The 18,751-nt window shown below is 72.9% G+C and carries 17 protein-coding genes and 1 tRNA gene; 13 read left to right on the forward strand and 5 right to left on the reverse strand.

What is annotated here, in order from left to right; genetic code table 11:
• Positions 1-62 precede the first annotated feature (62 nt).
• The gene (gene aceE / locus ABZS40_RS06870) at positions 63-2,801 is read right to left on the reverse strand and encodes a pyruvate dehydrogenase (acetyl-transferring), homodimeric type (protein WP_354942408.1); all 2,739 of its coding nucleotides are present in this window, start codon (positions 2,799-2,801) and stop codon (positions 63-65) included.
• Positions 2,802-2,979: 178 nt separating this feature from the next.
• Between aceE and ABZS40_RS06875 the strand changes: the two genes are divergently transcribed.
• The 8 genes from ABZS40_RS06875 (at position 2,980) to ABZS40_RS06910 (ending at position 8,957) form a co-directional block, all read left to right on the forward strand.
• Positions 2,980-3,477, forward strand: a complete 498-nt coding sequence (locus ABZS40_RS06875) for a hypothetical protein (RefSeq protein WP_354942409.1) — start codon at positions 2,980-2,982, stop codon at positions 3,475-3,477.
• A 26-nt stretch (positions 3,478-3,503) separates the two neighbouring features.
• On the forward strand, positions 3,504-3,908 hold the full coding sequence (locus tag ABZS40_RS06880; RefSeq protein WP_354942410.1) for a YjbQ family protein: 405 nt from the start codon (positions 3,504-3,506) through the stop codon (positions 3,906-3,908).
• Positions 3,909-4,038: 130 nt separating this feature from the next.
• Positions 4,039-4,443 (forward strand): MarR family transcriptional regulator, encoded by a 405-nt coding sequence (locus ABZS40_RS06885; RefSeq protein ID WP_354942584.1) that lies wholly within the window; start codon positions 4,039-4,041, stop codon positions 4,441-4,443.
• A gap of 51 nt (positions 4,444-4,494) precedes the next feature.
• Positions 4,495-6,981, forward strand: a complete 2,487-nt coding sequence (locus tag ABZS40_RS06890) for a thiamine pyrophosphate-dependent enzyme (protein ID WP_354942411.1) — start codon at positions 4,495-4,497, stop codon at positions 6,979-6,981.
• 112 nt (positions 6,982-7,093) lie between these two features.
• The gene (locus ABZS40_RS06895) at positions 7,094-7,531 is read left to right on the forward strand and encodes a DUF3052 domain-containing protein (protein ID WP_354942412.1); all 438 of its coding nucleotides are present in this window, start codon (positions 7,094-7,096) and stop codon (positions 7,529-7,531) included.
• 87 nt (positions 7,532-7,618) lie between these two features.
• A complete protein-coding gene (locus ABZS40_RS06900; RefSeq protein ID WP_354942413.1) occupies positions 7,619-8,083 on the forward strand; it encodes a peroxiredoxin in 465 nt (154 codons plus the stop codon).
• A 76-nt stretch (positions 8,084-8,159) separates the two neighbouring features.
• Positions 8,160-8,234 (forward strand) — tRNA-Val (locus ABZS40_RS06905).
• A gap of 93 nt (positions 8,235-8,327) precedes the next feature.
• The gene (locus tag ABZS40_RS06910) at positions 8,328-8,957 is read left to right on the forward strand and encodes an HAD-IA family hydrolase (RefSeq protein ID WP_354942414.1); all 630 of its coding nucleotides are present in this window, start codon (positions 8,328-8,330) and stop codon (positions 8,955-8,957) included.
• 10 nt (positions 8,958-8,967) lie between these two features.
• Here the strand turns inward: ABZS40_RS06910 and ABZS40_RS06915 are convergent, their stop codons facing one another.
• On the reverse strand, positions 8,968-9,561 hold the full coding sequence (locus ABZS40_RS06915) for a Pr6Pr family membrane protein (RefSeq protein WP_354942415.1): 594 nt from the start codon (positions 9,559-9,561) through the stop codon (positions 8,968-8,970).
• Between the two features lie 9 nt (positions 9,562-9,570).
• Positions 9,571-10,794 carry a glycosyltransferase gene (locus ABZS40_RS06920; RefSeq protein ID WP_354942416.1) on the reverse strand — a complete coding sequence of 408 codons (1,224 nt, stop codon included), beginning with the start codon at positions 10,792-10,794 and terminating at the stop codon, positions 9,571-9,573.
• Between the two features lie 121 nt (positions 10,795-10,915).
• On the opposite strand from ABZS40_RS06920, the gene ABZS40_RS06925 reads away from it, so the two are divergent.
• Positions 10,916-11,395 (forward strand): GNAT family N-acetyltransferase, encoded by a 480-nt coding sequence (locus tag ABZS40_RS06925; protein ID WP_354942417.1) that lies wholly within the window; start codon positions 10,916-10,918, stop codon positions 11,393-11,395.
• A 93-nt stretch (positions 11,396-11,488) separates the two neighbouring features.
• Positions 11,489-12,631, forward strand: coding sequence for a polysaccharide pyruvyl transferase family protein (locus tag ABZS40_RS06930; protein ID WP_354942418.1), 1,143 nt, complete (start codon positions 11,489-11,491; stop codon positions 12,629-12,631).
• Positions 12,632-12,639: 8 nt separating this feature from the next.
• Here ABZS40_RS06930 and ABZS40_RS06935 read toward each other — a convergent pair whose 3' ends face one another.
• The gene (locus ABZS40_RS06935; RefSeq protein WP_354942419.1) at positions 12,640-12,846 is read right to left on the reverse strand and encodes a hypothetical protein; all 207 of its coding nucleotides are present in this window, start codon (positions 12,844-12,846) and stop codon (positions 12,640-12,642) included.
• Between the two features lie 82 nt (positions 12,847-12,928).
• Between ABZS40_RS06935 and ABZS40_RS06940 the strand changes: the two genes are divergently transcribed.
• Positions 12,929-13,447, forward strand: a complete 519-nt coding sequence (locus ABZS40_RS06940; RefSeq protein WP_354942420.1) for a DinB family protein — start codon at positions 12,929-12,931, stop codon at positions 13,445-13,447.
• Positions 13,448-13,474: 27 nt separating this feature from the next.
• Here ABZS40_RS06940 and ABZS40_RS06945 read toward each other — a convergent pair whose 3' ends face one another.
• Positions 13,475-14,347 carry a carbohydrate kinase family protein gene (locus ABZS40_RS06945; RefSeq protein WP_354942421.1) on the reverse strand — a complete coding sequence of 291 codons (873 nt, stop codon included), beginning with the start codon at positions 14,345-14,347 and terminating at the stop codon, positions 13,475-13,477.
• Between the two features lie 197 nt (positions 14,348-14,544).
• Here ABZS40_RS06945 and ABZS40_RS06950 point away from each other — a divergent pair, with 197 nt between their 5' ends.
• On the forward strand, positions 14,545-17,790 hold the full coding sequence (locus ABZS40_RS06950) for a DEAD/DEAH box helicase (RefSeq protein ID WP_354942422.1): 3,246 nt from the start codon (positions 14,545-14,547) through the stop codon (positions 17,788-17,790).
• Positions 17,787-18,716 carry an SWIM zinc finger family protein gene (locus tag ABZS40_RS06955; RefSeq protein WP_354942423.1) on the forward strand — a complete coding sequence of 310 codons (930 nt, stop codon included), beginning with the start codon at positions 17,787-17,789 and terminating at the stop codon, positions 18,714-18,716. The genes ABZS40_RS06950 and ABZS40_RS06955 overlap by 4 nt, the downstream gene beginning before the upstream one ends.
• Positions 18,717-18,751 lie beyond the last annotated feature (35 nt).

Consider the following 18,751-nt stretch of genomic DNA (forward strand, 5'->3'; position numbering starts at 1 on the left):
GCCGCTCCGTACACCGAAAAGGGCCCGGCGCGATGCGCCGGGCCCTCCTCAGTGGTGCGGGGTCAGCTGTCGCCGCCGGTCTCGCCGACCGGGGCGGCGTTGACGTCGTCGATCGCGTACTTCTTCGCGGCCTCGGCCGGCACCGTGGTCGCCACCGCGCCGCTGCGGGCGAGCTGCCGCAGCGTTGCCACCACGATCGACTCCGCGTCGACGTGGAAGTGCCGGCGCAGCGCGTGCCGGGTGTCCGACATGCCGAAACCGTCGGTGCCGAGCGACGTGTAGTCGCCGGGTACCCAGCGGGCGATCAGATCCGGTACCGCGCGCATGAAGTCGCTCACCGCGATCTTCGGCCCGTCCGCGTCGGCCAGCTTCTGCTGGATGTACGGAACCTTCGCCTCGGCGCCCGGGTTGAGCAGGTTGTACTCCTCGGTCTCCACCGCGTCGCGGCGCAGCTCGGTCCAGGAGGTCACCGACCAGACGTTGGCGGCCACCCCCCAGTCCTGGGCGAGCAACTGCTGGGCCTTGAGCGCCCACTGCATCCCGGTGCCCGACGCGAGCAGGTTGGCCTTCGGGCCGTCGACCTGCGGTGCCGGCGAGTAGCGGTAGATGCCCTTGAGCAGGCCCTCCACGTCCACGTCGGCCGGCTCGGCCGGCTGGAGGGTCGGCTCGTTGTAGACCGTCAGGTAGTAGAAGACGTTCTCCTGCGCGTCTCCGTACATCCGGTGCAGACCCTGCTCCAGGATGTGCGCGATCTCGTACGCGAACGCCGGGTCGTACGCCACCACCGCCGGGTTGGTCGCGGCGATCAGCAGCGAGTGCCCGTCCTCGTGCTGAAGGCCCTCACCGTTGAGCGTGGTCCGACCGGCGGTGGCGCCGAGCAGGAAGCCCCGGGCCATCTGGTCGGCCGCTGCCCACAGCCCGTCGGCGGTCCGCTGGAACCCGAACATCGAGTAGAAGATGTACATCGGGATCATCGGCTCGTCGTGCGTGGCGTACGCCGAACCGGCAGCGGTGAACGAGGCCACCGAACCGGCCTCGTTGATCCCCTCGTGCAGGATCTGCCCGGAGGTCGACTCCTTGTACGACAGGAACAGCTCGCGGTCGACCGAGGTGTAGCGCTGGCCGTGCGGCGAGTAGATCTTCGCGGTCGGGAAGATCGAGTCGAGACCGAAGGTGCGGGCCTCGTCCGGGATGATCGGCACCCAACGCTTGCCGAACTCCTTGTCCTTCATCACGTCCTTGAGCAGACGGACGAAGGCCTGCGTGGTGGCCACCTTCTGCTTGCCCGAGCCGCGCTTGACGTCGGCGAACCGCTCCGGGCCGGGGATGGTCAGCCGCTTCGTGCTGGTCCGCCGGGACGGCAGGTACCCGCCGAGCTGCTCGCGCCGCTCCTTGAGGTACGCCAGCTCCTCGGACTTCTCGCCCGGGTGGAAGTACGGCGGCAGGTAGGGGTTGTCCTCCAGCGCCGAGTCCGGGATGTCCAGGTAGAGCCGGTCGCGGAAGGTCTTCAGGTCCTCCAGCGTCAGCTTCTTCATCTGGTGGGTCGCGTTGCGGCCCTCGAAGTGCGAGCCGAGGGTCCAACCCTTGATCGTCTTCGCCAGGATGACTGTGGGCTGACCGGTGTGCTCGGTGGCCGCCTTGTAGGCCGCGTAGAGCTTGCGGTAGTCGTGCCCACCCCGCTTGAGGTTCCAGATCTCGTCGTCGCTGAGCGGCTCGACCATCTTGCGGGTCCGTGCGTCACGGCCGAAGAAGTGCTCCCGCACGTACGCGCCGGACTCCGCCTTGTAGGTCTGGTAGTCGCCGTCGGTCGTGGTGTTCATCAGGTTGGTCAACGCGCCGTCGGTGTCGGCGGCGAGCAGCGGGTCCCACTCACGGCCCCAGACGACCTTGATCACGTTCCAGCCGGCACCCCGGAAGAACGCCTCCAGCTCCTGCATGACCTTGCCGTTGCCCCGGACCGGGCCGTCCAGCCGCTGGAGGTTGCAGTTGATCACGAAGGTGAGGTTGTCCAGCTCCTCGCGGGCCGCGACGCCGATGGCGCCGAGCGTCTCCGGCTCGTCCATCTCGCCGTCGCCCAGGAACGCCCAGACGTGCTGCTGGGAGGTGTCCTTGATGCCGCGGTGCTGCAGGTACCTGTTGAACCGGGCCTGGTAGATCGCGTTCAGACCGCCGAGACCCATCGAGACGGTGGGGAACTCCCAGAAGTCCGGCATCAGCCGAGGGTGCGGGTACGAGGGCAGCCCACCACCGGGGTGCGACAGCTCCTGGCGGAACCCGTCGAGCTGGTGCTCGCTGAGCCGCCCCTCCAGGAACGCCCGCGCGTACATGCCGGGGGAGGCGTGGCCCTGGTAGAAGATCTGGTCGCCACCGCCCGGGTGGTTCTTGCCCCGGAAGAAGTGGTTGAAGCCCACCTCGTAGAGCGACGCCGAGCTGGCGAAGGTGGAGATGTGCCCGCCGACACCGATCTCCGGGCGCTGCGCCCGGTGCACCAGCATGGCGGCGTTCCACCGGACGTACGCCCGGATCCTCCGCTCGACGTGCTCGTCACCCGGGAACCAGGGCTCGCGCTCCGACGGGATGGTGTTGATGTAGTCGGTGGTGGTCAGGGGCGGAACCCCGACCTGGCGCTCACGGGCCCGCTCCAGCAGGCGCAGCATGACGTAGCGGGCGCGTTTGGCGCCGCGTTCGTCGATGACACCGTCAAGCGACTCGACCCATTCGCTGGTCTCTTCAGGGTCGATGTCCGGAAGCTGGCTCGGTAGGCCGTCGCTGATCACCGGGCGCTTGCGTTCCGTAGCCACAGGCGTTCCCTCGGTTGTGTGTGGGATAGGTCTCTAGCGCCATCCTGCCCCCTGGTGGCACCCGTCGTCACGTCTAGGTCCCCCCGACGCGATGCTGAACACAGGTACCCGTCGGTAACTTAGCGCGACGGCCGGCTGAGACCTGAGCGGTTTGACCACCACTCCTACCGTTACCGCCATGAACGGACGCCGTGTCGCGGTCGCCGCGAGCATGATCGTTGTCGGGGTGGTTGGCCTGGTCATCGGCGCGGTCGCCCTCGCCTCCGGCAACCTGCCGATGGTCGGACTGGTGGCCCTGGGCGCCCTGGTGGCCGTGCTCGGCGCGGGCCTGCTGCGGGACGCGGTCCGCGCGGCCCGTCTGAAGGGCCAGGCTGGACGTCGTTCCCGCCGCTCAGACTCGGACGGCGGCGGGTACGGCTTCTACCCGATGCCCGCCGGCGACGCCGGGAGCGGACACGTCGGCCGCCAGCGCGACGGCGACCACGACAACTCCGACGGTACGGAGCCGGCCGGCGGCGGCGACTCCGGCGGAGGCTGGTCCGGCTGGGGCTGGTCCAGCGGTGACTCCGGCGGCGGCTGGTCCAGCGGTGACTCCGGCGGCGGCTGGTCCGGCGGTGACTCCGGTGGCGGCTCGTCCGGCGGCGGCGACTCCGGTGGCGGTGGCGGCAGCTCCTGACCGCACCCTGCGGCAGAATGCGACGTATGCGCAGCGACGTGATCACCGTCCAGACCGGGTCCCGACCAACCGTCCGGGACATCACCGCGGAGGCTCAGCAGTTCGTCTCGGGCGAGGGCGACGGGCTGCTGCACGTCTTCGTGCCGCACGCCACCGCCGGCCTGGCGATCATCGAGACCGGGTCGGGCTCCGACGACGACCTGCTCAGCGCGCTGGACGACCTGCTCCCCACCGAGGACCGCTGGCGGCACCGACACGGCTCGCCCGGCCACGGCCGCGACCACGTGCTGCCGGCGTTCGTCCCGCCGTACGCCACGCTGCCGGTGCTCGGCGGTCGGCTGGCGCTCGGCACCTGGCAGTCGATCTGCCTCGTCGACACCAACGGCGACAACCCGACCCGCCAGGTCCGCCTCTCCTTCCTCCCCGCCTGACCCTCTCCCCCCGCGGCGCAGGAGGGCAGTGGCCCGTGCTGCGTACGATGTGGTCGTGACGCGGCAGGTGGGTTCCGCAGTGGGCGGGCCGGCGGATCGCGCCGGCCTCGCCGTCGACGTGGTGCGGCGGATGGCCCATGTCACCGACGCTCTACGACACCAGCAGGGCACCGCGTTCGCCGAGTGGGGGCTCACCCCGGCGGCAGCCCGGGCACTGCGCGAGTTGGACCCGGACCACCCGCTGCCGGCCCGGGACCTCGCCGATCAGTTGGGTTGCGACCGGTCGAACGTGACGGTGCTGGTCGACAAGCTGGAGCAGGCCGGGCTGGTCGAGCGCCGCACCGACCCGACGGATCGGCGGCAGAAGACGCTGCTGGTGACCGAGGAGGGCCGCGTCGTGCGGGCCCGGGTGATCGAGGTGATGTCCGACTCCCGACTCCTGTCCGGGCTGAGCGACGACGAGCTGAGCACCCTTCGTGAGCTGGTCTGGAAGGTGTCCGACGGTGGCTGTCCGGAGTCCTTCGGGCCGGAGTGAGCGCACCCCTGCCGGCCGTGTCCCACTGGGCGAGCAGGGCTTCCGTCGGTAATGCTGTCCGACGTGACCACCCCGCAAGATCTCGACGACCGGTTCCGGGAGACGCTGGCGGCGCTGCCTGCCGCCGAGCGGCGGCGTGACCCCGCCGACCCGGTCACCGACGACGCCCCGCTGACCGGCGCGCAGGTGCTGGACCTGTTCGACGCGCAGGTGACCAGCCGGCAGCTCGACCTGGCCGGCCACTGGTTGCGCAGCTTCGGGGAGGGTTTCTACACCATCGGCTCGGCCGGGCACGAGGGCAACGCCGCGGTCGCCGCCGCGCTGCGTCCCACCGATCCGGCGCTGCTGCACTACCGCTCGGGCGCCTTCTACTGCCTCCGCGCCGCCCAGGCCGCCGCCGACCCAACGCCGGCCACCGACTCCGAGCCGTCCGCCGACAGTGCGTCGACCGTCGACGGCGCATCGACCCGAGACCCCGAGCCGACCGCCGATCCGCAGGTGTCCGGATCGGAGCCCGCCGGGACCGAACCGACAGCGGCGACAGTGGCCGCCAACGGGTTCGGGACGTACGCCGACGCGGCCCGGGACGTGCTGCGCGGGATGGTCGCGTCCAGCCTCGAGCCGATCGCCGGCGGCCGGCACAAGGTGTTCGGCCGGGCCGACCTGGCCATCGTGCCGACCACCTCCACCATCGCCTCGCACCTGCCTCGCGCGGTAGGGATGGGACTGGCAGTGGAGCGGCTGCGCCGGCTGGACAGCGCCGGGCGGCGTACCGGAGCCGGGGTGCGGGTCGGCAGCGGCGCGGGCGCCACGCACGCCCTCTGGCCACCGGACGCGATAGTGGTCTGCTCCTTCGGCGACGCCTCGGTCAACCACGCCAGCGCCACCGCCGCCTTCAACACCGCCGGGTGGTACGACCACGCCGGGCTGCGGATCCCGGTGCTGTTCGTCTGCGAGGACAACGGGCTGGGCATCAGCGTCCGCTCGCCGGAGGGCTGGGTCGAGGCGACCCTGCGGGCCAAGCCGGGCATCCGCTACTTCAGCGCGGACGGGGCCGACCCGGTGCGGACGTACGAGGTGGCGGCGGAGGCCGCGGCCTGGGTTCGCCGCAACCGGCGGCCGGCCGTGCTGCACCTGCGCACCGTGCGGCTGATGGGGCACGCCGGGGCGGACGCGGAGTCGGCGTACCGCAGCCCGGCCGAGCTGGCCGAGGACCTGGACTCCGACCCGGTGGCCGCCACCGCGCGGCTGCTGGTCGACGCCGGCGTGGCGACCGGCGAGGAGTTGCTGGCCCGCTACGACGAGACCGGCTGGCAGGTACGCCGGCTGGCCGAGGAGGTGCTGGGCGAGCCGAAACTGGCCTCGGCGGCCGACGTGGTGTCGGCGCTGGCGCCCCGCCGTCCGGTGCGGGTGGCGCGGGCGGTGGCCGACGCCGCGGCGCGGGCCAGCGGGCCGGGCGCGGGCGCCCGCGCGGAGGCGTTCGGCGGCAAGCCGCCGGAGTTGGCCGGGCCGATGACCCTGGCACAGAGCATCAACGCCGCACTCGCCGACGGGATGCTCGACCACCCGCAGATGGCGCTCTTCGGTGAGGACGTGGCCGCCAAGGGCGGCGTGTACGGGGTGACGAAGGGGCTGCGCGACCGGTTCGGGGCGGCGCGGGTCTTCGACACCCTGCTCGACGAGACGTCGGTGCTCGGGCTGGGCCTCGGCGCCGGGCTGGCCGGGATGCTGCCGGTGCCGGAGATCCAGTACCTGGCGTACCTGCACAACGCCGAGGACCAGCTGCGCGGCGAGGCGGCCACCATGCGGTTCTTCTCGCAGGGGGCGTTCCGCAACCCGATGGTGGTCCGGGTGGCGGGCCTGGCGTACCAGGAGGGGTTCGGCGGGCACTTCCACAACGACAACTCGGTGGCCGTACTCCGGGATGTGCCCGGTCTGGTGGTCGCGGTGCCGGCACGGCCGGACGACGCCGCGCCCATGCTGCGGACCTGTCTGGCGAGCGCGGCGATGGACGGCAGTGTCTGCGTGTTCCTGGAGCCGATCGCGCTCTACCACACCCGCGATCTGTACGCAGATGGTGACGGCGAGTGGTTGGCCGGCTATCCGGAGCCGGGCGGGTGGGTGGCCGGGCACGTGCCGATCGGGCGGGCCAGGGTCTACCGGGTCGGCTCGGCGGACGACCTCACCATCATCACCTTCGGTAACGGGGTACGGATGTCGCTGCGGGCCGCGGCCGCCCTCGCCGAGGAGGGAGTGGGCACGCGCGTGGTGGATCTGCGCTGGCTGGCTCCGCTGCCGGTGGCCGACATCATCCGGGAGTCCTCGGCGACCGGCCGGGTGCTGGTGGTCGACGAGACGCGCCGCTCCGGCGGGGTCGGCGAGGGCGTGATCGCCGCGCTGGTCGACGCCGGATATGTCGGTGCCGCACGTCGAGTGGCGGGAGTTGACTCGTTTGTACCATTAGGTCCGGCAGCACGTTACGTACTGGTCTCCGCGGAAGCCATTACCGACGGTGCCCGTACGCTGCTGGCACGGTAAATTCCGTTCCACCCGGTGCGCCACTTGCGCGCAGACCAACAACTGTGTGGACTCTGCCTGACGGCGTCGCAGCGACGCCGCGAGCAGGGACGAGATGAGGAGGCACGCGACAGTGAGCGCGACCGCTGGTCAGGCCGCCGACGGGGTACGCAGCCTGGCGGACCGGTTCGGAATGGAACCGGGGATGGTCGTCATGGAGATGGGGTACGACGACGACGTCGACCAGGATCTCCGAGACGCCCTGACCGACCGCTGTGGAGATCTGGTCGACGAGGACACCGACGAGGTGGTCGACGCGGTGCTGGTCTGGTACCGGGACGGCGACGGTGACCTTTTCGAGCTGCTCGTCGACGCCCTCGGCCCGCTGGCCGACAACGGCGTCGTGTGGCTGCTCACCCCGAAGGCGGGGCGTGAGGGGCACGTCGAGCCGAGCGAGGTCGCGGAGTCCGCGCCCACCGCCGGCCTTCAGCAGACCTCGACCGTCAACGCCGGCCGGGACTGGAGCGGCGCACGTCTGGTGCTGCGTCGAGGGGCCAAGGCCAAGAAGTAGCCGGTGCCGCTCCGCTCGCCCGACGGTCCGCCTCCGCCGGGTAGCAGGCTGGCGCCGGTCACCCGACTTGACGCGAGGAGAGTTCACATGCCCATCGAGGTTGGTGCCGAAGCACCCGACTTCGTGCTCAAGGACCAGAACAACCAGGAGGTCCGCCTCTCGGACTTCCGAGGCAGGCGCGCCGTGCTGCTGGTCTTCTACCCGCTCGCCTTCACCGGCACCTGCCAGGGCGAGTTGGGCGAGGTGCGCGACAACCTCGGCGAGTACGTGAACGACGACGTCCAGGTGCTGACCGTCAGCGTCGACTCGGCCTACAGCCACAAGATCTGGGCCGACCGTGAGGGCTACCAGTTCCCGATGCTCGCCGACTTCTGGCCGCACGGCGCCGTCGCCCAGGCGTACGGGGTCCTCAACGACGTGGCCGGCTTCGCCAACCGGGGCACCTTCGTCATCGACAGGGCCGGCGTGGTCCGCTTCGCCGAGATGAACGGCCCGGGCGAGGCCCGCGACCAGCAGGGCTGGCGCAAGGCCATCGCCGAAGCGACCAGCTGACCGGGGTACGCCGTGCGCCCGGGTCGGTGGCGGGCAGGTAAGCTTGCCAGCCACCGGCCCGCCACACGGGCGATCCGGGCGCGTAGCTCAGTGGGAGAGCACCCGCCTTACAAGCGGGGGGTCGCAGGTTCGAAACCTGCCGCGCCCACCAGCACCGAACGTGAGTTGCACCTGAGCACCCTGAGGGGCAGCGCGGTAGCGGAGCCCTACCCTCGCGGGGGGAGCGGTTCGGGGAGCGTGTGTAGTGGACCTGGCAGGCATTGGCGCGGTGCTGTTCGACATGGATGGCACCCTGGTCGACTCCGACGCCGCCGTCGAGCGGGCCTGGGAGCGGTGGGCCGCCGAGTACGCCGTCGACCCGGCGGCGGCGTTGGCGATCGCGCACGGCAGCCCGGCCGACCTGACCATCCGTCGGCTCCTGCCCGCGCTCGACGAGCCCGCGGTCGCCGCTGCCGCGGCCCGGCAGTTGGCGTTGCAGTACGACGACCTGTCCGACGTGACGGCCACCCCCGGGGCGCACGAGCTGGTGAACGCGCTGGCCCGGGTGGCGTTGCCCTGGGCGGTGGTGACCAGCGCCGACAGGCGGCTCGCCGAGGCCCGGCTCGGCGCCGCCGGCATCAAGGCGCCGGTGCTGGTCACTGTGGAGGACGTCAGCGTCGGCAAGCCGGACCCGGAGGGCTATCTGCGGGGCGCGGCGCTGCTGGGCGTACCCGTGGCGCGCTGCCTGGTCGTCGAGGACGCCGAGGTCGGCCTGCGGGCCGGGCGGGCGGCCGGCGCGATGACCGCGGCGCTGAAGGGGCTCGACGGCGACCTGCGTCTGCACGACCTGGGGCAGCTGACACGCGGCCTGGAGTCCGCGCAGGGGGCACCCTGACCCGGCACTGTCAACCGGTGCTCCGTCTGCTCAGGTGGACGGCGGTCAGGGCGATCAGCAGCAGGGTGCCGCCGAAGAGCACGGCGTTGAGGGCGACGGTGGGGTACCCGAGGCGGGGTATGTCGAGGAACGGGTAGAGGTAGCGGTCCTCGGCCCCGCCGACGGCGCCCCGGACCAGGATCACCGTCAGCCACAGCAGTGGGTAGCCGAGCAGGCTGACCGCGTACGCCGGACGCAGCGCGGCCCGAGGTCGGCGGCGGAGCCACTGCGCGGCGGCCAGTGGCGGCACCACGGCGTGCAGCAGCAGGTTGCCGGCGTCGGAGGCCAGCCCCCGAGCCTCGGGAGTCGCCACCATGGCGTAGCCGCTCCACGGGTTGGCCAGCACGAGGACGAAGACCACTGCGGTGCCGACGAGGTAGACGGTGAGCGCGGTGCGCACCCGGTCACCGCACCCGGCCAGCAACACCACCAGGTAGGCCAGGTCGACCTGCACGGTGAAGTAGAACAGCAGCTCGACTGGTTCCTCGCGGGCGGCGATTCCGGCGAGGGCCAGCCCGACGACGAGCACCACAGCGGTGCTCACCCGCAGGACCCGGTCGGCCACCGGCGGACGCTACCACCGCCGCATCGATGGACGCCACGACGAGCAGCTGACGGGCGGCAGCGAGGCGTACAGCTTGACCAGTTCGGCCAGGTAGCGCTCGGCGGACCAGGACGTCGCCGCCGCCCGGCCGTCCCGGATCACGGCAGCGCGCAACTCCCGCCCGGTCAGCAGCCGGGTGAGCAACGCCCCGAACGCCGCCGGGCTGGGCTCGGCGACGGGCCGGGTGGTGCCGGTGCCGGGCCGCTCGGCGAGCAGAGTGTCCACCATGGCCACCGGCAGTCCGTACGCCTCGGCCTCGGCGAGCACCAGGCCCTGCGTGTCGGTGGTGGAGGTGAACGCGAGCACGTCCGCCGCCCGGTAGTGGGCGCCGACCCGGTGCCGTGGCACCGGACGGAGCAGGTGCAGCGCGCCGGTGACGCCGTACCGGCGGGCGATCCGGCGGATCGCGACCCGGTGCCGTCGGGCCCCGAGCAGCACCAGCCGGGCGGTCGGCAACTCGCGGCGGACCTGGGCGAACGCGGCCAGGAGCAGCTCCGGGTTCTTCTCCGGCGTGGCCCGGCCCACCGCCAGCAGCACCGGCGCGTCCGCCGGGATACCCAGCCGGGCCCGTAGCCGCCGCCGGTCGTCGGCGTCGGCGTGTGGTGCGGCGGCCGGGGTCGGCAGGACCACGATCGGGGTACGCCCCGCCATCATCGTCGCCATCATCGCCGCGGTCTTCGCCGACGGGGCGATCAGGACAGTGGTGTGGGCCAGCAGAGTTCGCCCGAGCGCCACCAGCCGGGCCTGTCGACCCGCTCCGGGGTGGGCGAGCGCCCACAGGTCCCGGGCCCGCCAGCGCAGGCCCAGCCGCCGGCCGGCGTACGCGGCCCCGATCGGGATCTCCGGGTAGTGCGCGGCGTACGCGACGAGGTCGGTGTGCCAGGTCAGCACGGTCGGTACGCCCCGGGTGGCGGCCCAGCGCAGGCCGGCGACGCCGAGCGGGCCGGTGGTGTGCACGTGCACCACGTCGACCGGTGCTCTGGGCGGGCGGGGCAGCGCCAACCGGTACGGCCGGGTCGGCACCGACAGCGAGGGCACCTCGCCCGGTCGGCGGCGACACCGGAACAGCGGGCCGGGGCAGTACAACGCGACCCGGTGCCCGGCGGCGCGCAGCAGCGCCACTGTGGTGCCGACCGAGGTGGCCACCCCCTCCGGGTTGGTGAGGTGGCTGTCGCTGACGTGGGCGATCCGCACATGGCCATCGTCGCCGGCCCGCGCACCCCCGGCCGTCCCGTCCGCCCCGGGCGGGGAAACAGTTGGCGCGTCCCTGCCGGTTCTGCTGCACTACCCGCTCGCGACGACGAAGGGGGACGCGATGGAGTTGACGTTGACGCCGATGACGGAACAGGACCTGGCCGGCCTGCTCGGATCACTGGAGCAGGGGTACGCCGAGGACCTGGTGGCGCACCGGGGGATGACCCCCGATGCGGCCCTTGAGCGGTCGGTCAACCAGATCCGGGAGTCGCTGCCGGCGGGCGCGGCCACCGAGGGGGCGCTGCTGCGGTTGGGCCGGGTCGGCGACACCGAGGTCGGCTGGATCTGGGTGACCCTGCCGACGGCCGCCGCCCCGGACCAGGCGTGGATCCACAACATCGAGGTGCACGAGGAGCACCGGGGACGCGGGTACGCGCGGCGGATGATCCAGCTCATCGAGGCCGAACTCGCCCAGCTCGGCGTGCCCGAGCTGGGTCTGAACGTCTTCGGTACGAACGTCGTGGCGATCGGCCTCTACCGCAGTCTGGGCTTCGAGGTCACCTCGCAGCAGATGGCGAAGCGCCTCACCTCGGCGAGCTGAGCCGGCGGCGGCCCGGGGACGGGTCCCTTCGGCAGGACTGTTCACCTGCCCAGCGGGAAACCGGCGCGGACCGCACCTGGGGAGGAGCGACGGATGACGCACGGCGCCGGACTGACCATCGGTGTGCTCGGCTCGTACGGTGGGCGAAACCTCGGCGACGAGGCGATCCTCACCGGCCTGCTCACCGATCTGCGCACGCAGGAACCGAACGCCCGGATCATCGTCTTCTCTCGGAACCCGGAGCACACCCGGGCCGCACACCCGGACGTCGAGGCGGTGCCCTGGGAGGGCGTGAGCCGTACCGACTCGGCCCTGGTCCTGGCCCAGCTCGACCTGCTCATCCTGGGCGGCGGCGGCATCCTGTACGACCGGGAGGCCCGCCGCTACCTGCGGGTGGTCCGGGTGGCCCAGGAACGGGGCCTGCCGCTGATCACGTACGCGGTGGGGGTCGGGCCGCTCAGCGACGGGGTGGACACCGGCATGGTCCGGGAAACGCTCGCCAGCGCGACCCAGGTGACCGTCCGGGACCAGGAGTCCCGGATGGTGCTGGAGGAAGCTGGCCTGCTCAACCCGATCACGGTAACCGCGGACCCGGCGTTCCTCCTGCAACCGGAGGAGTTCCCGGCCCACCTGCTGGCCGAGGAGGGTGTGCCGGTCGGCAAGCGGTTGGTCGGGATAAGCGTGCGGGAGCCGGGCCGGGCCGCCGAACGCCTCGACGTGGATGGCTACCACCGGTTGCTGGCCCAGATCGGTGACTTCCTGGTGCACCGGATCGACGCGTACGTGCTGTTCGTGCCGATGGAGCGCGACGACATCCGGCACGCCCACGGGGTGCTGTCGCACATGGTCGCCGCCGAGCGGGGTCGAATCCTGCACGGCACCTACTCTCCGCAGCAGGTGCTGGGGTTGATGCGCCACTTCGACCTGGCCGTCGGCATGCGCCTGCACTTCCTGATCTTCGCGGCGATGGTCGGTACGCCGTTCCTGCCCCTGCCGTACGCCGGAAAGGTCTTCGACCTGGCCCAACGGCTCGGCGTGCCGGCGCTACGCGGCGTGGAGCGGGAGGTCGAGGGGCCACTGCTGGCCGAGGTCGACCGGCTCTGGGACGAACGGGAGCAACGCGCCGAGGCCACCGCACGACGGGTGGCGGAGGTGTGCGACCAGGCGCGAGGCACCTCGGAGGTCACCCGCGGTGTGTTGGAGAGCCTGCGCAGCCAGACCCTGACCCGGGTCTGAGCGGGCGGTCACACCGCCGGGCCGGTCCACCGGTAGCGCCACTCGCGGGCCTCCTCGCGGGCGGTCTCCAACTCGTAGATCTGCGCGTCGGCCAGCCCACCGGTGCCGAGGTGATGGTGGGTCAGCGGCGGACGACCGTTGCTGTCCAGTTCGACGGTGATGGTCTGCCCGTCCGCCGTGCCGCCGACGAGAAGGATCTGCACGGATGAAGCCATGCGCCCATCCTGCCCGGCGCAGCGCCCGCCCGCAGCGGATAGCGGGGCAGCGGGGCGCCCGGCCCGTGGCTAGGGTCGGCGGATGGAGCAGACGATCGATCCCACGCTCGGTCCGGTGCTCGCCCGCACCGGCGACGAACGCGCCGTCCTGACCTCGTTCCTCGACTTCCACCGGGCCGTGTTGCTGCGCAAACTGCGTGGTCTCTCCGACGCCGACGCCCGCCGCCGGCTGGTGCCGTCGGCGACCACGCTCGCCGGGCTGGTCAAGCACCTGACCCTGGTCGAGCGGAACTGGTTCCCGACCCTGTTGGCACCCGAGCCCGGCGACGTCTACCTGACCTCCGAGGAGGACGCGGTCGCCAGCTTCACGCTCGGCGACCAGGAAACCATCGTCGGGATCACCGAGGCGTACGAGCGGGCCTGCGCCCGCTCCCGGGCGGTCGCCGCGAGCGTCGACCTCGACCACGTGGTGCCGCACCCGCAGCTCGGTGAAGTGTCGGTGCGCTGGATTCTGGTGCACATGATCGAGGAGACGGCCCGGCACGCGGGCCACGCCGACATCCTGCGCGAGCTGACCGACGGCGAGGCCGGCGCGCTCTGAGCCTCGGTCGGCACACGCCGTCGGCCGTCAACCGGTGGGCAACAGGTCTGACGGATACTCCATCCCGTCGTGAGTACAGGCCGCAGCGGCAACCCGCGCCGCGTACCGGGCGGCACGCGCCAGTGGCTCGCCGCGCAAGCGGGCGGCGATCAGACCGGCCGCGAAGGCGTCGCCCGCCCCGTTGCTGTCCACCACCGGTTTGTCCGGGACGGCGGGCGGCACGGGCACGGCAGTGCCGTCGCCCGGGTACAGCTCGGCGCCGTCCGCGCCGCGGGTCACCACCACCGTCCGGGGCGCCAGCGCGCCGGCGAGCGACGCGGCCCGGTCGCCCAACCGCACCCCGCTCAGCAGGACCAGGTCGGCGACCTCCGCGAACGGCTGATGGTAGGTGTTCTCGCCGTCCCAGTCGTGCAGGTCGGTGGAGAGCGCCACGCCCGCCGGCACGGCAGCCCGCACGGCGGGCAGCGACGGCACCGCCCAGTCCATGATCGAGAGGTGGACGTGCCGGGCGTCGCGGACCAGTGCGGCCAGTTCGGTGGCGGGAAACGGTGGACCACCCCGCCATGGGCGCGGGTCGTACAGCGACGTGCGCCGTCCGCCCGGGTCCACCAGGTTCACCGACCGGCGGGTGCCGCCCCGGTGCTCGGCCAGCAACGCCGGCACGTCGGCCCGGGTCAACGCCGCCCGGACCAGCTCACCCGCCGGATCGGCACCGAGGGTGTCGACCACCAGTACCCGTAGGCCGAGCGCCCGGGCGGCCAACGCCACCCCGGCACCGGTGTTGCCGATCCGCAGCTCGATCGGCTCGACGGCGTGGGAGTCGGCAGCCGGCAGCGGCAGTGCGGGCACCCGAACCCGTACGTCCACGCCAAGCCCGCCAAGAACAAGGAGATCGACCACAACGCCGACGCTAGCCCGTTGCCGCTCCGCTCCCACCTCCAGCGCCCGCGATCGTGCCCTTCCTGTGGCGACAAAAGGTGCATCCTTCGCAGAACGCCGACACTAACTGCAAGATCGCCCAGGTGGGCCGGTGGGTGCGGACGCCTGGCCGGGTGGGCCGCCTATTCTGAGGGGCGGGCGGCGACTAGGGGGAGCAGGTGCTGGTCATCCACGGGCTGTGGTTGCCCGGCGGCAGCTCGACCGGCGGCCTCGCCGTCTGGGCCGAGGACAGCGCCGCACCGATCCCTGCTGCGCGGTCGGGCCGGCCGGCCCGGGAACGCCCGCACCCCTTCGCCGCCGGGCACACCGACCTGGCCGCCGTCCTCGCCGATGCCGCCGAGCCGAGCCGGCCGGACACCGCGTTGCTCACCCTGCCCACCCTGGCGGGCGCGCCGACCGACTCACCCGAGCTGATCCGGACCACCGTCGCACCTGCGGCCCGCGGCCGGCTCACAGTGGCCGGGTGGCGGGTCCCCACCCTGGTGTACGCCCCGGACGACGCCCTTTCGCTGCTGCAAGCCCTGAACGACATCCCGGCGGTGGCCGGGGCCACCCTGCGGCACCTCGCCGAGCTGGCCGACTTCGCCGCCGACCTGGTGACCCGTGGCCGCGTCCTCCCCGGCGTGCGCACGACTGCGGATGACCAGAGTTCCGGCGCTGTCGCGACGACCGCCGACCAGATGCCCGGCGCTGGCACGACGACGGCGTCGGGCGGTGCCGGGCAGGTGCCCGCGCAGGCGGTCTGGCGTCCGCTGCTGACCGGCACCGACGCCGCGTGGGCGCGCTCACTGGCGCTGGCCCTGCCACCGGCCGCCCGAGCCGCCGCCCTGCCGTCCGCCGGGCCTGAGTTGACAGCTGCCGCGCTGGTGGTGGATGCGCTGGACGCCTTGACCGACGCCGCCGCGAGGGCTGCGCTGGCGACCACCACGCTGGCCCGGGGGCTGCGCCCGGGTGGTCCGGCACCGGCCTGGCTGGCCGCGCTCGCCGGTCCGCAGAGGGACTTCACCATCGACCCGGCCGGGCTGGCCACCCTCTCCGGCGAACTGGAGGCCTGGCAGCGCGACGCCGCCGGTGGCCCGGTGCGGGCCAGTTTCCGCCTGGTGGAGCCGGCCCCCGACGAGGTCACCGAACCGATCCTGGCCACCCGGGCGGTGCCCGCCGGCAGCGGCCCGGTGCCCGCCGCCGGTGCGCCAGCGCCGGTGTCTGTCGACAGCGCGTCGGTGTCGGTCGGGTCGATCGGTGCCGGGCGTTGGCGGTTGGAGTTCGGGTTGCAGGCCGCGGACGAGCCCGGCCTGCACGTCGACGCCGGGGAGATCTGGCGAGCGCCGCAGACCCTCGGCGGCCTGGTTGGCCGGGCGACCAGCCCGCAGGAGACTCTCCTCGCCGAGCTGGGCCGGGCCAGCCGGCTCTGGCCGGACCTGGACGCCGCGCTGCGTACCGCCGCCCCGGAGGCGATGGACCTCGACGTCGAGGGGGCGCACCGGTTCCTCAGCGCGGGTGCCCCGGTGCTGCACGCGGCCGGTTTCGGGGTGCTGCTGCCGTCCTGGTGGCAGCGTCCGTCGGCGCGACTGGGCGCCCGGTTGCGAGCGCGCAGCCGCACCGCGCCGGGCACTGTGGGCGGCGCCGATGCCGGTGTCGGCCTGGACGCCCTGGTCGACTACCGCTGGGAGATCGCGCTCGGTGACCAGCCGCTCTCCGCCGAGGAGTTGGCGGCGCTGGCCGAGACGAAGACCCCGCTGGTACGGCTCCGCGGCCGGTGGGTGGAGCTGGACCCGGGGCGGCTCGCCGCCGGTCTGCGCCTGCTCCGCTCCGCGGGCGAGCTGACAGTTGCCGACCTGCTCCGCCTCGGGCTGGCCGACGGCGAGGCCACCGGCGAGCTGCCGGTGCTGGAGGTGACCGCCGACGGGGCGCTGGGCGACCTGCTCGCCGGCGCTGTCGAGCGGCGGCTCACCCCGCTGGACCCGCCACCGGGCTTCCGGGGGACGCTGCGGCCGTACCAGCAGCGGGGACTGGCCTGGCTGGCCTTCCTGCGCTCACTCGGCCTGGGCGGTGTGCTCGCCGACGACATGGGGCTGGGCAAGACTGTGCAACTGCTCGCGCTGCTCGCCGGGGACCCACCGGAGGCCGGGCCGACCCTGCTGGTCTGTCCGATGTCGCTGGTCGGCAACTGGCAGCGGGAGGCGGCCCGGTTCACCCCGGAGCTGCGGATACACGTACACCATGGTGCCGAGCGGGCGCGGGGGGCGGAGTTCACAGCGGCCGCGCACGGCGCGGACCTGGTCCTCACCACCTACTCGGTGGCCGCCCGCGACGCCGCCGACCTGGCCGGCATCGACTGGCACCGGGTGGTGGTGGACGAGGCGCAGGCGATCAAGAACGCGTCGACCCGGCAGGCGGAGGCGGTTCGCGCGCTGCCCGCCCGGCAGCGGGTGGCGGTGACCGGTACGCCGGTGGAGAACCGCCTCGCCGACCTCTGGTCGATCATGCAGTTCGCCAACCCGGGTCTGCTCGGGCCGGCCGCGACGTTCCGCAAACGGTTCGCCGAGCCGATCGAGCGGCACGGCGACGCCGAGGCCGCCGAGCGGCTCCGCCGGATCACCGGCCCGTTCGTGTTGCGCCGGCTCAAGACCGACTCGTCGATCATCTCGGACCTGCCGGAGAAGCTGGAGATGGAGGTGCTCTGCAACCTCACCGCCGAGCAGGCCGCGCTGTACCGGGTGGTGGTCGACGACATGCTCGCCCGGATCGAGACCAGCGACGGCATCGAGCGACGCGGCCTGGTGCTGGCCACCATGACCCGCCTCAAGCAGGTCTGCAACCACCCCGCCCAGCTGCTGCGCGACGGCTCGCCGCTGGAGGGCCGCTCCGGCAAACTGGCCCGGCTCACCGAGATCCTGGAGGAGGTGCTGGCGGCGGGGGAGCGGGCACTGCTCTTCACCCAGTACGCCGAGTTCGGTGCGATGTTGCGGGGTCACCTGTCGGCGCGGTTCGGCCGGGAGGTGCTGTTCCTGCACGGTGGCCTGGGCAAGGCCGAGCGGGACGCCCTGGTGCAGCGCTTCCAGTCTGCGGAGGGTCCGCCGTTGTTCGTCCTGTCCCTCAAGGCCGGCGGCACCGGGCTGACCCTGACCGCCGCGAACCACGTGGTGCACGTGGACCGGTGGTGGAACCCGGCGGTCGAGGACCAGGCCACCGACCGGGCGTTCCGGATCGGGCAGAGCCGACGGGTGCAGGTCCGCAAGTTCGTCTGCGCCGGCACTGTCGAGGAGAAGGTGGCCGCGCTGATCGCCGACAAGCGCAGCCTCGCCGAGCGGGTGGTCGGCACCGGCGAGCAGTGGATCACCGAGTTGTCCACCGGCCAGTTGCGGGACCTGTTCGCCCTGGAAGCCGGCGCGGTGGTCGAGTGAGCGAGCGAAGCGCTGACGTGAGCACCGACCGGTTCGCTGACTACGGGCGCCCGCGTCGGGTCGACGGGGGTCTGCGGGCGCGCAGCGCCCGGGGCGCGATCGGCCGGTCCTGGTGGTCGCGGCGTTTCCTGGAGGTGCTGGAGTCGTTCGCGCTCGGCACCCGGCTGACCCGGGGCCGGTCGTACGCGCGGGCCGGTCAGGTGCTCACCCTCGACATCACACCCGGGCGGGTCGACGCGGTGGTGCAGGGCTCGCGGCCGCAGCCGTACCAGGTGTCGATAGCGCTGAAGCCCTTCCCGGCGGCGCTCTGGTCCCGCATCGAGGACGAGCTGGCCGGGCAGGCGTTCTTCAGCGCCCGGCTGCTCGCCGGGGACCTCCCCGACGAGTTGGAGGAGCTGTTCGCCGCGGCCGGCGCGCCGCTCTTCCCGACCGCCGTGGACGAGTTGACCCAGCGCTGCAACTGCCCCGACTTCGCGGTGCCGTGCAAGCACCTCGCGGCGACGTTCTACCTGCTGGCCGAGGCGTTCGACGCGGACCCGTTCGAGCTGCTGCACTGGCGCGGCCGGTCGCGGGCGGAGTTGCTCGACGAACTCCGCGCCCGGCGGGCCGCGACCACCGGTGCCACCCCACCACCTCCAGGAGTCGACTCACCGTCCGGACCGGACGGTGCGGTGTCGACAGTGGACGCCGTGGCGCCGGTTGGTGCCGCCCGCGCGCTCACCGGGCTGTCGGCGACGCCGCTGGCGGAGACGGCGGACCGCTTCTGGTCAGCGCCGGTGCCGCTGCCCGATCGGCCGCCCCGACTGGTGACCGGCACCGACCTGCTGCTGCGCCAGCTCGGCGCGCCCGCCCCGGCCATCGGTGGGCCGGGACTGCTCGAACGGTTGCGCCGCGCGTACCGGGCGTTCGGTCCGGCCGACCGGTGAGCTGTCACGTCCACCGGTTGGGCCGTCCCGTTGAG

This window comes from Micromonospora sp. NPDC005324, assembly GCF_040607155.1.
In the GTDB taxonomy this organism is placed as follows: domain Bacteria; phylum Actinomycetota; class Actinomycetes; order Mycobacteriales; family Micromonosporaceae; genus Micromonospora; species Micromonospora trifolii.

Bases quoted from the DNA above. Each gene is read 5' to 3' on its own strand.
- ABZS40_RS06875 (WP_354942409.1), top strand. From the start codon at position 2,980: ATGAACGGACGCCGTGTCGCGGTCGCCGCGAGCATGATCGTTGTCGGG.
- ABZS40_RS06880 (WP_354942410.1), top strand. From the start codon at position 3,504: ATGCGCAGCGACGTGATCACCGTCCAGACCGGGTCCCGACCAACCGTC.
- ABZS40_RS06885 (WP_354942584.1), top strand. From the start codon at position 4,039: ATGGCCCATGTCACCGACGCTCTACGACACCAGCAGGGCACCGCGTTC.
- ABZS40_RS06890 (WP_354942411.1), top strand. From the start codon at position 4,495: ATGCTGTCCGACGTGACCACCCCGCAAGATCTCGACGACCGGTTCCGG.
- ABZS40_RS06900 (WP_354942413.1), top strand. From the start codon at position 7,619: ATGCCCATCGAGGTTGGTGCCGAAGCACCCGACTTCGTGCTCAAGGAC.
- ABZS40_RS06925 (WP_354942417.1), top strand. From the start codon at position 10,916: ATGGAGTTGACGTTGACGCCGATGACGGAACAGGACCTGGCCGGCCTG.
- ABZS40_RS06930 (WP_354942418.1), top strand. From the start codon at position 11,489: ATGACGCACGGCGCCGGACTGACCATCGGTGTGCTCGGCTCGTACGGT.
- ABZS40_RS06935 (WP_354942419.1), bottom strand. From the start codon at position 12,846: ATGGCTTCATCCGTGCAGATCCTTCTCGTCGGCGGCACGGCGGACGGG.
- ABZS40_RS06940 (WP_354942420.1), top strand. From the start codon at position 12,929: ATGGAGCAGACGATCGATCCCACGCTCGGTCCGGTGCTCGCCCGCACC.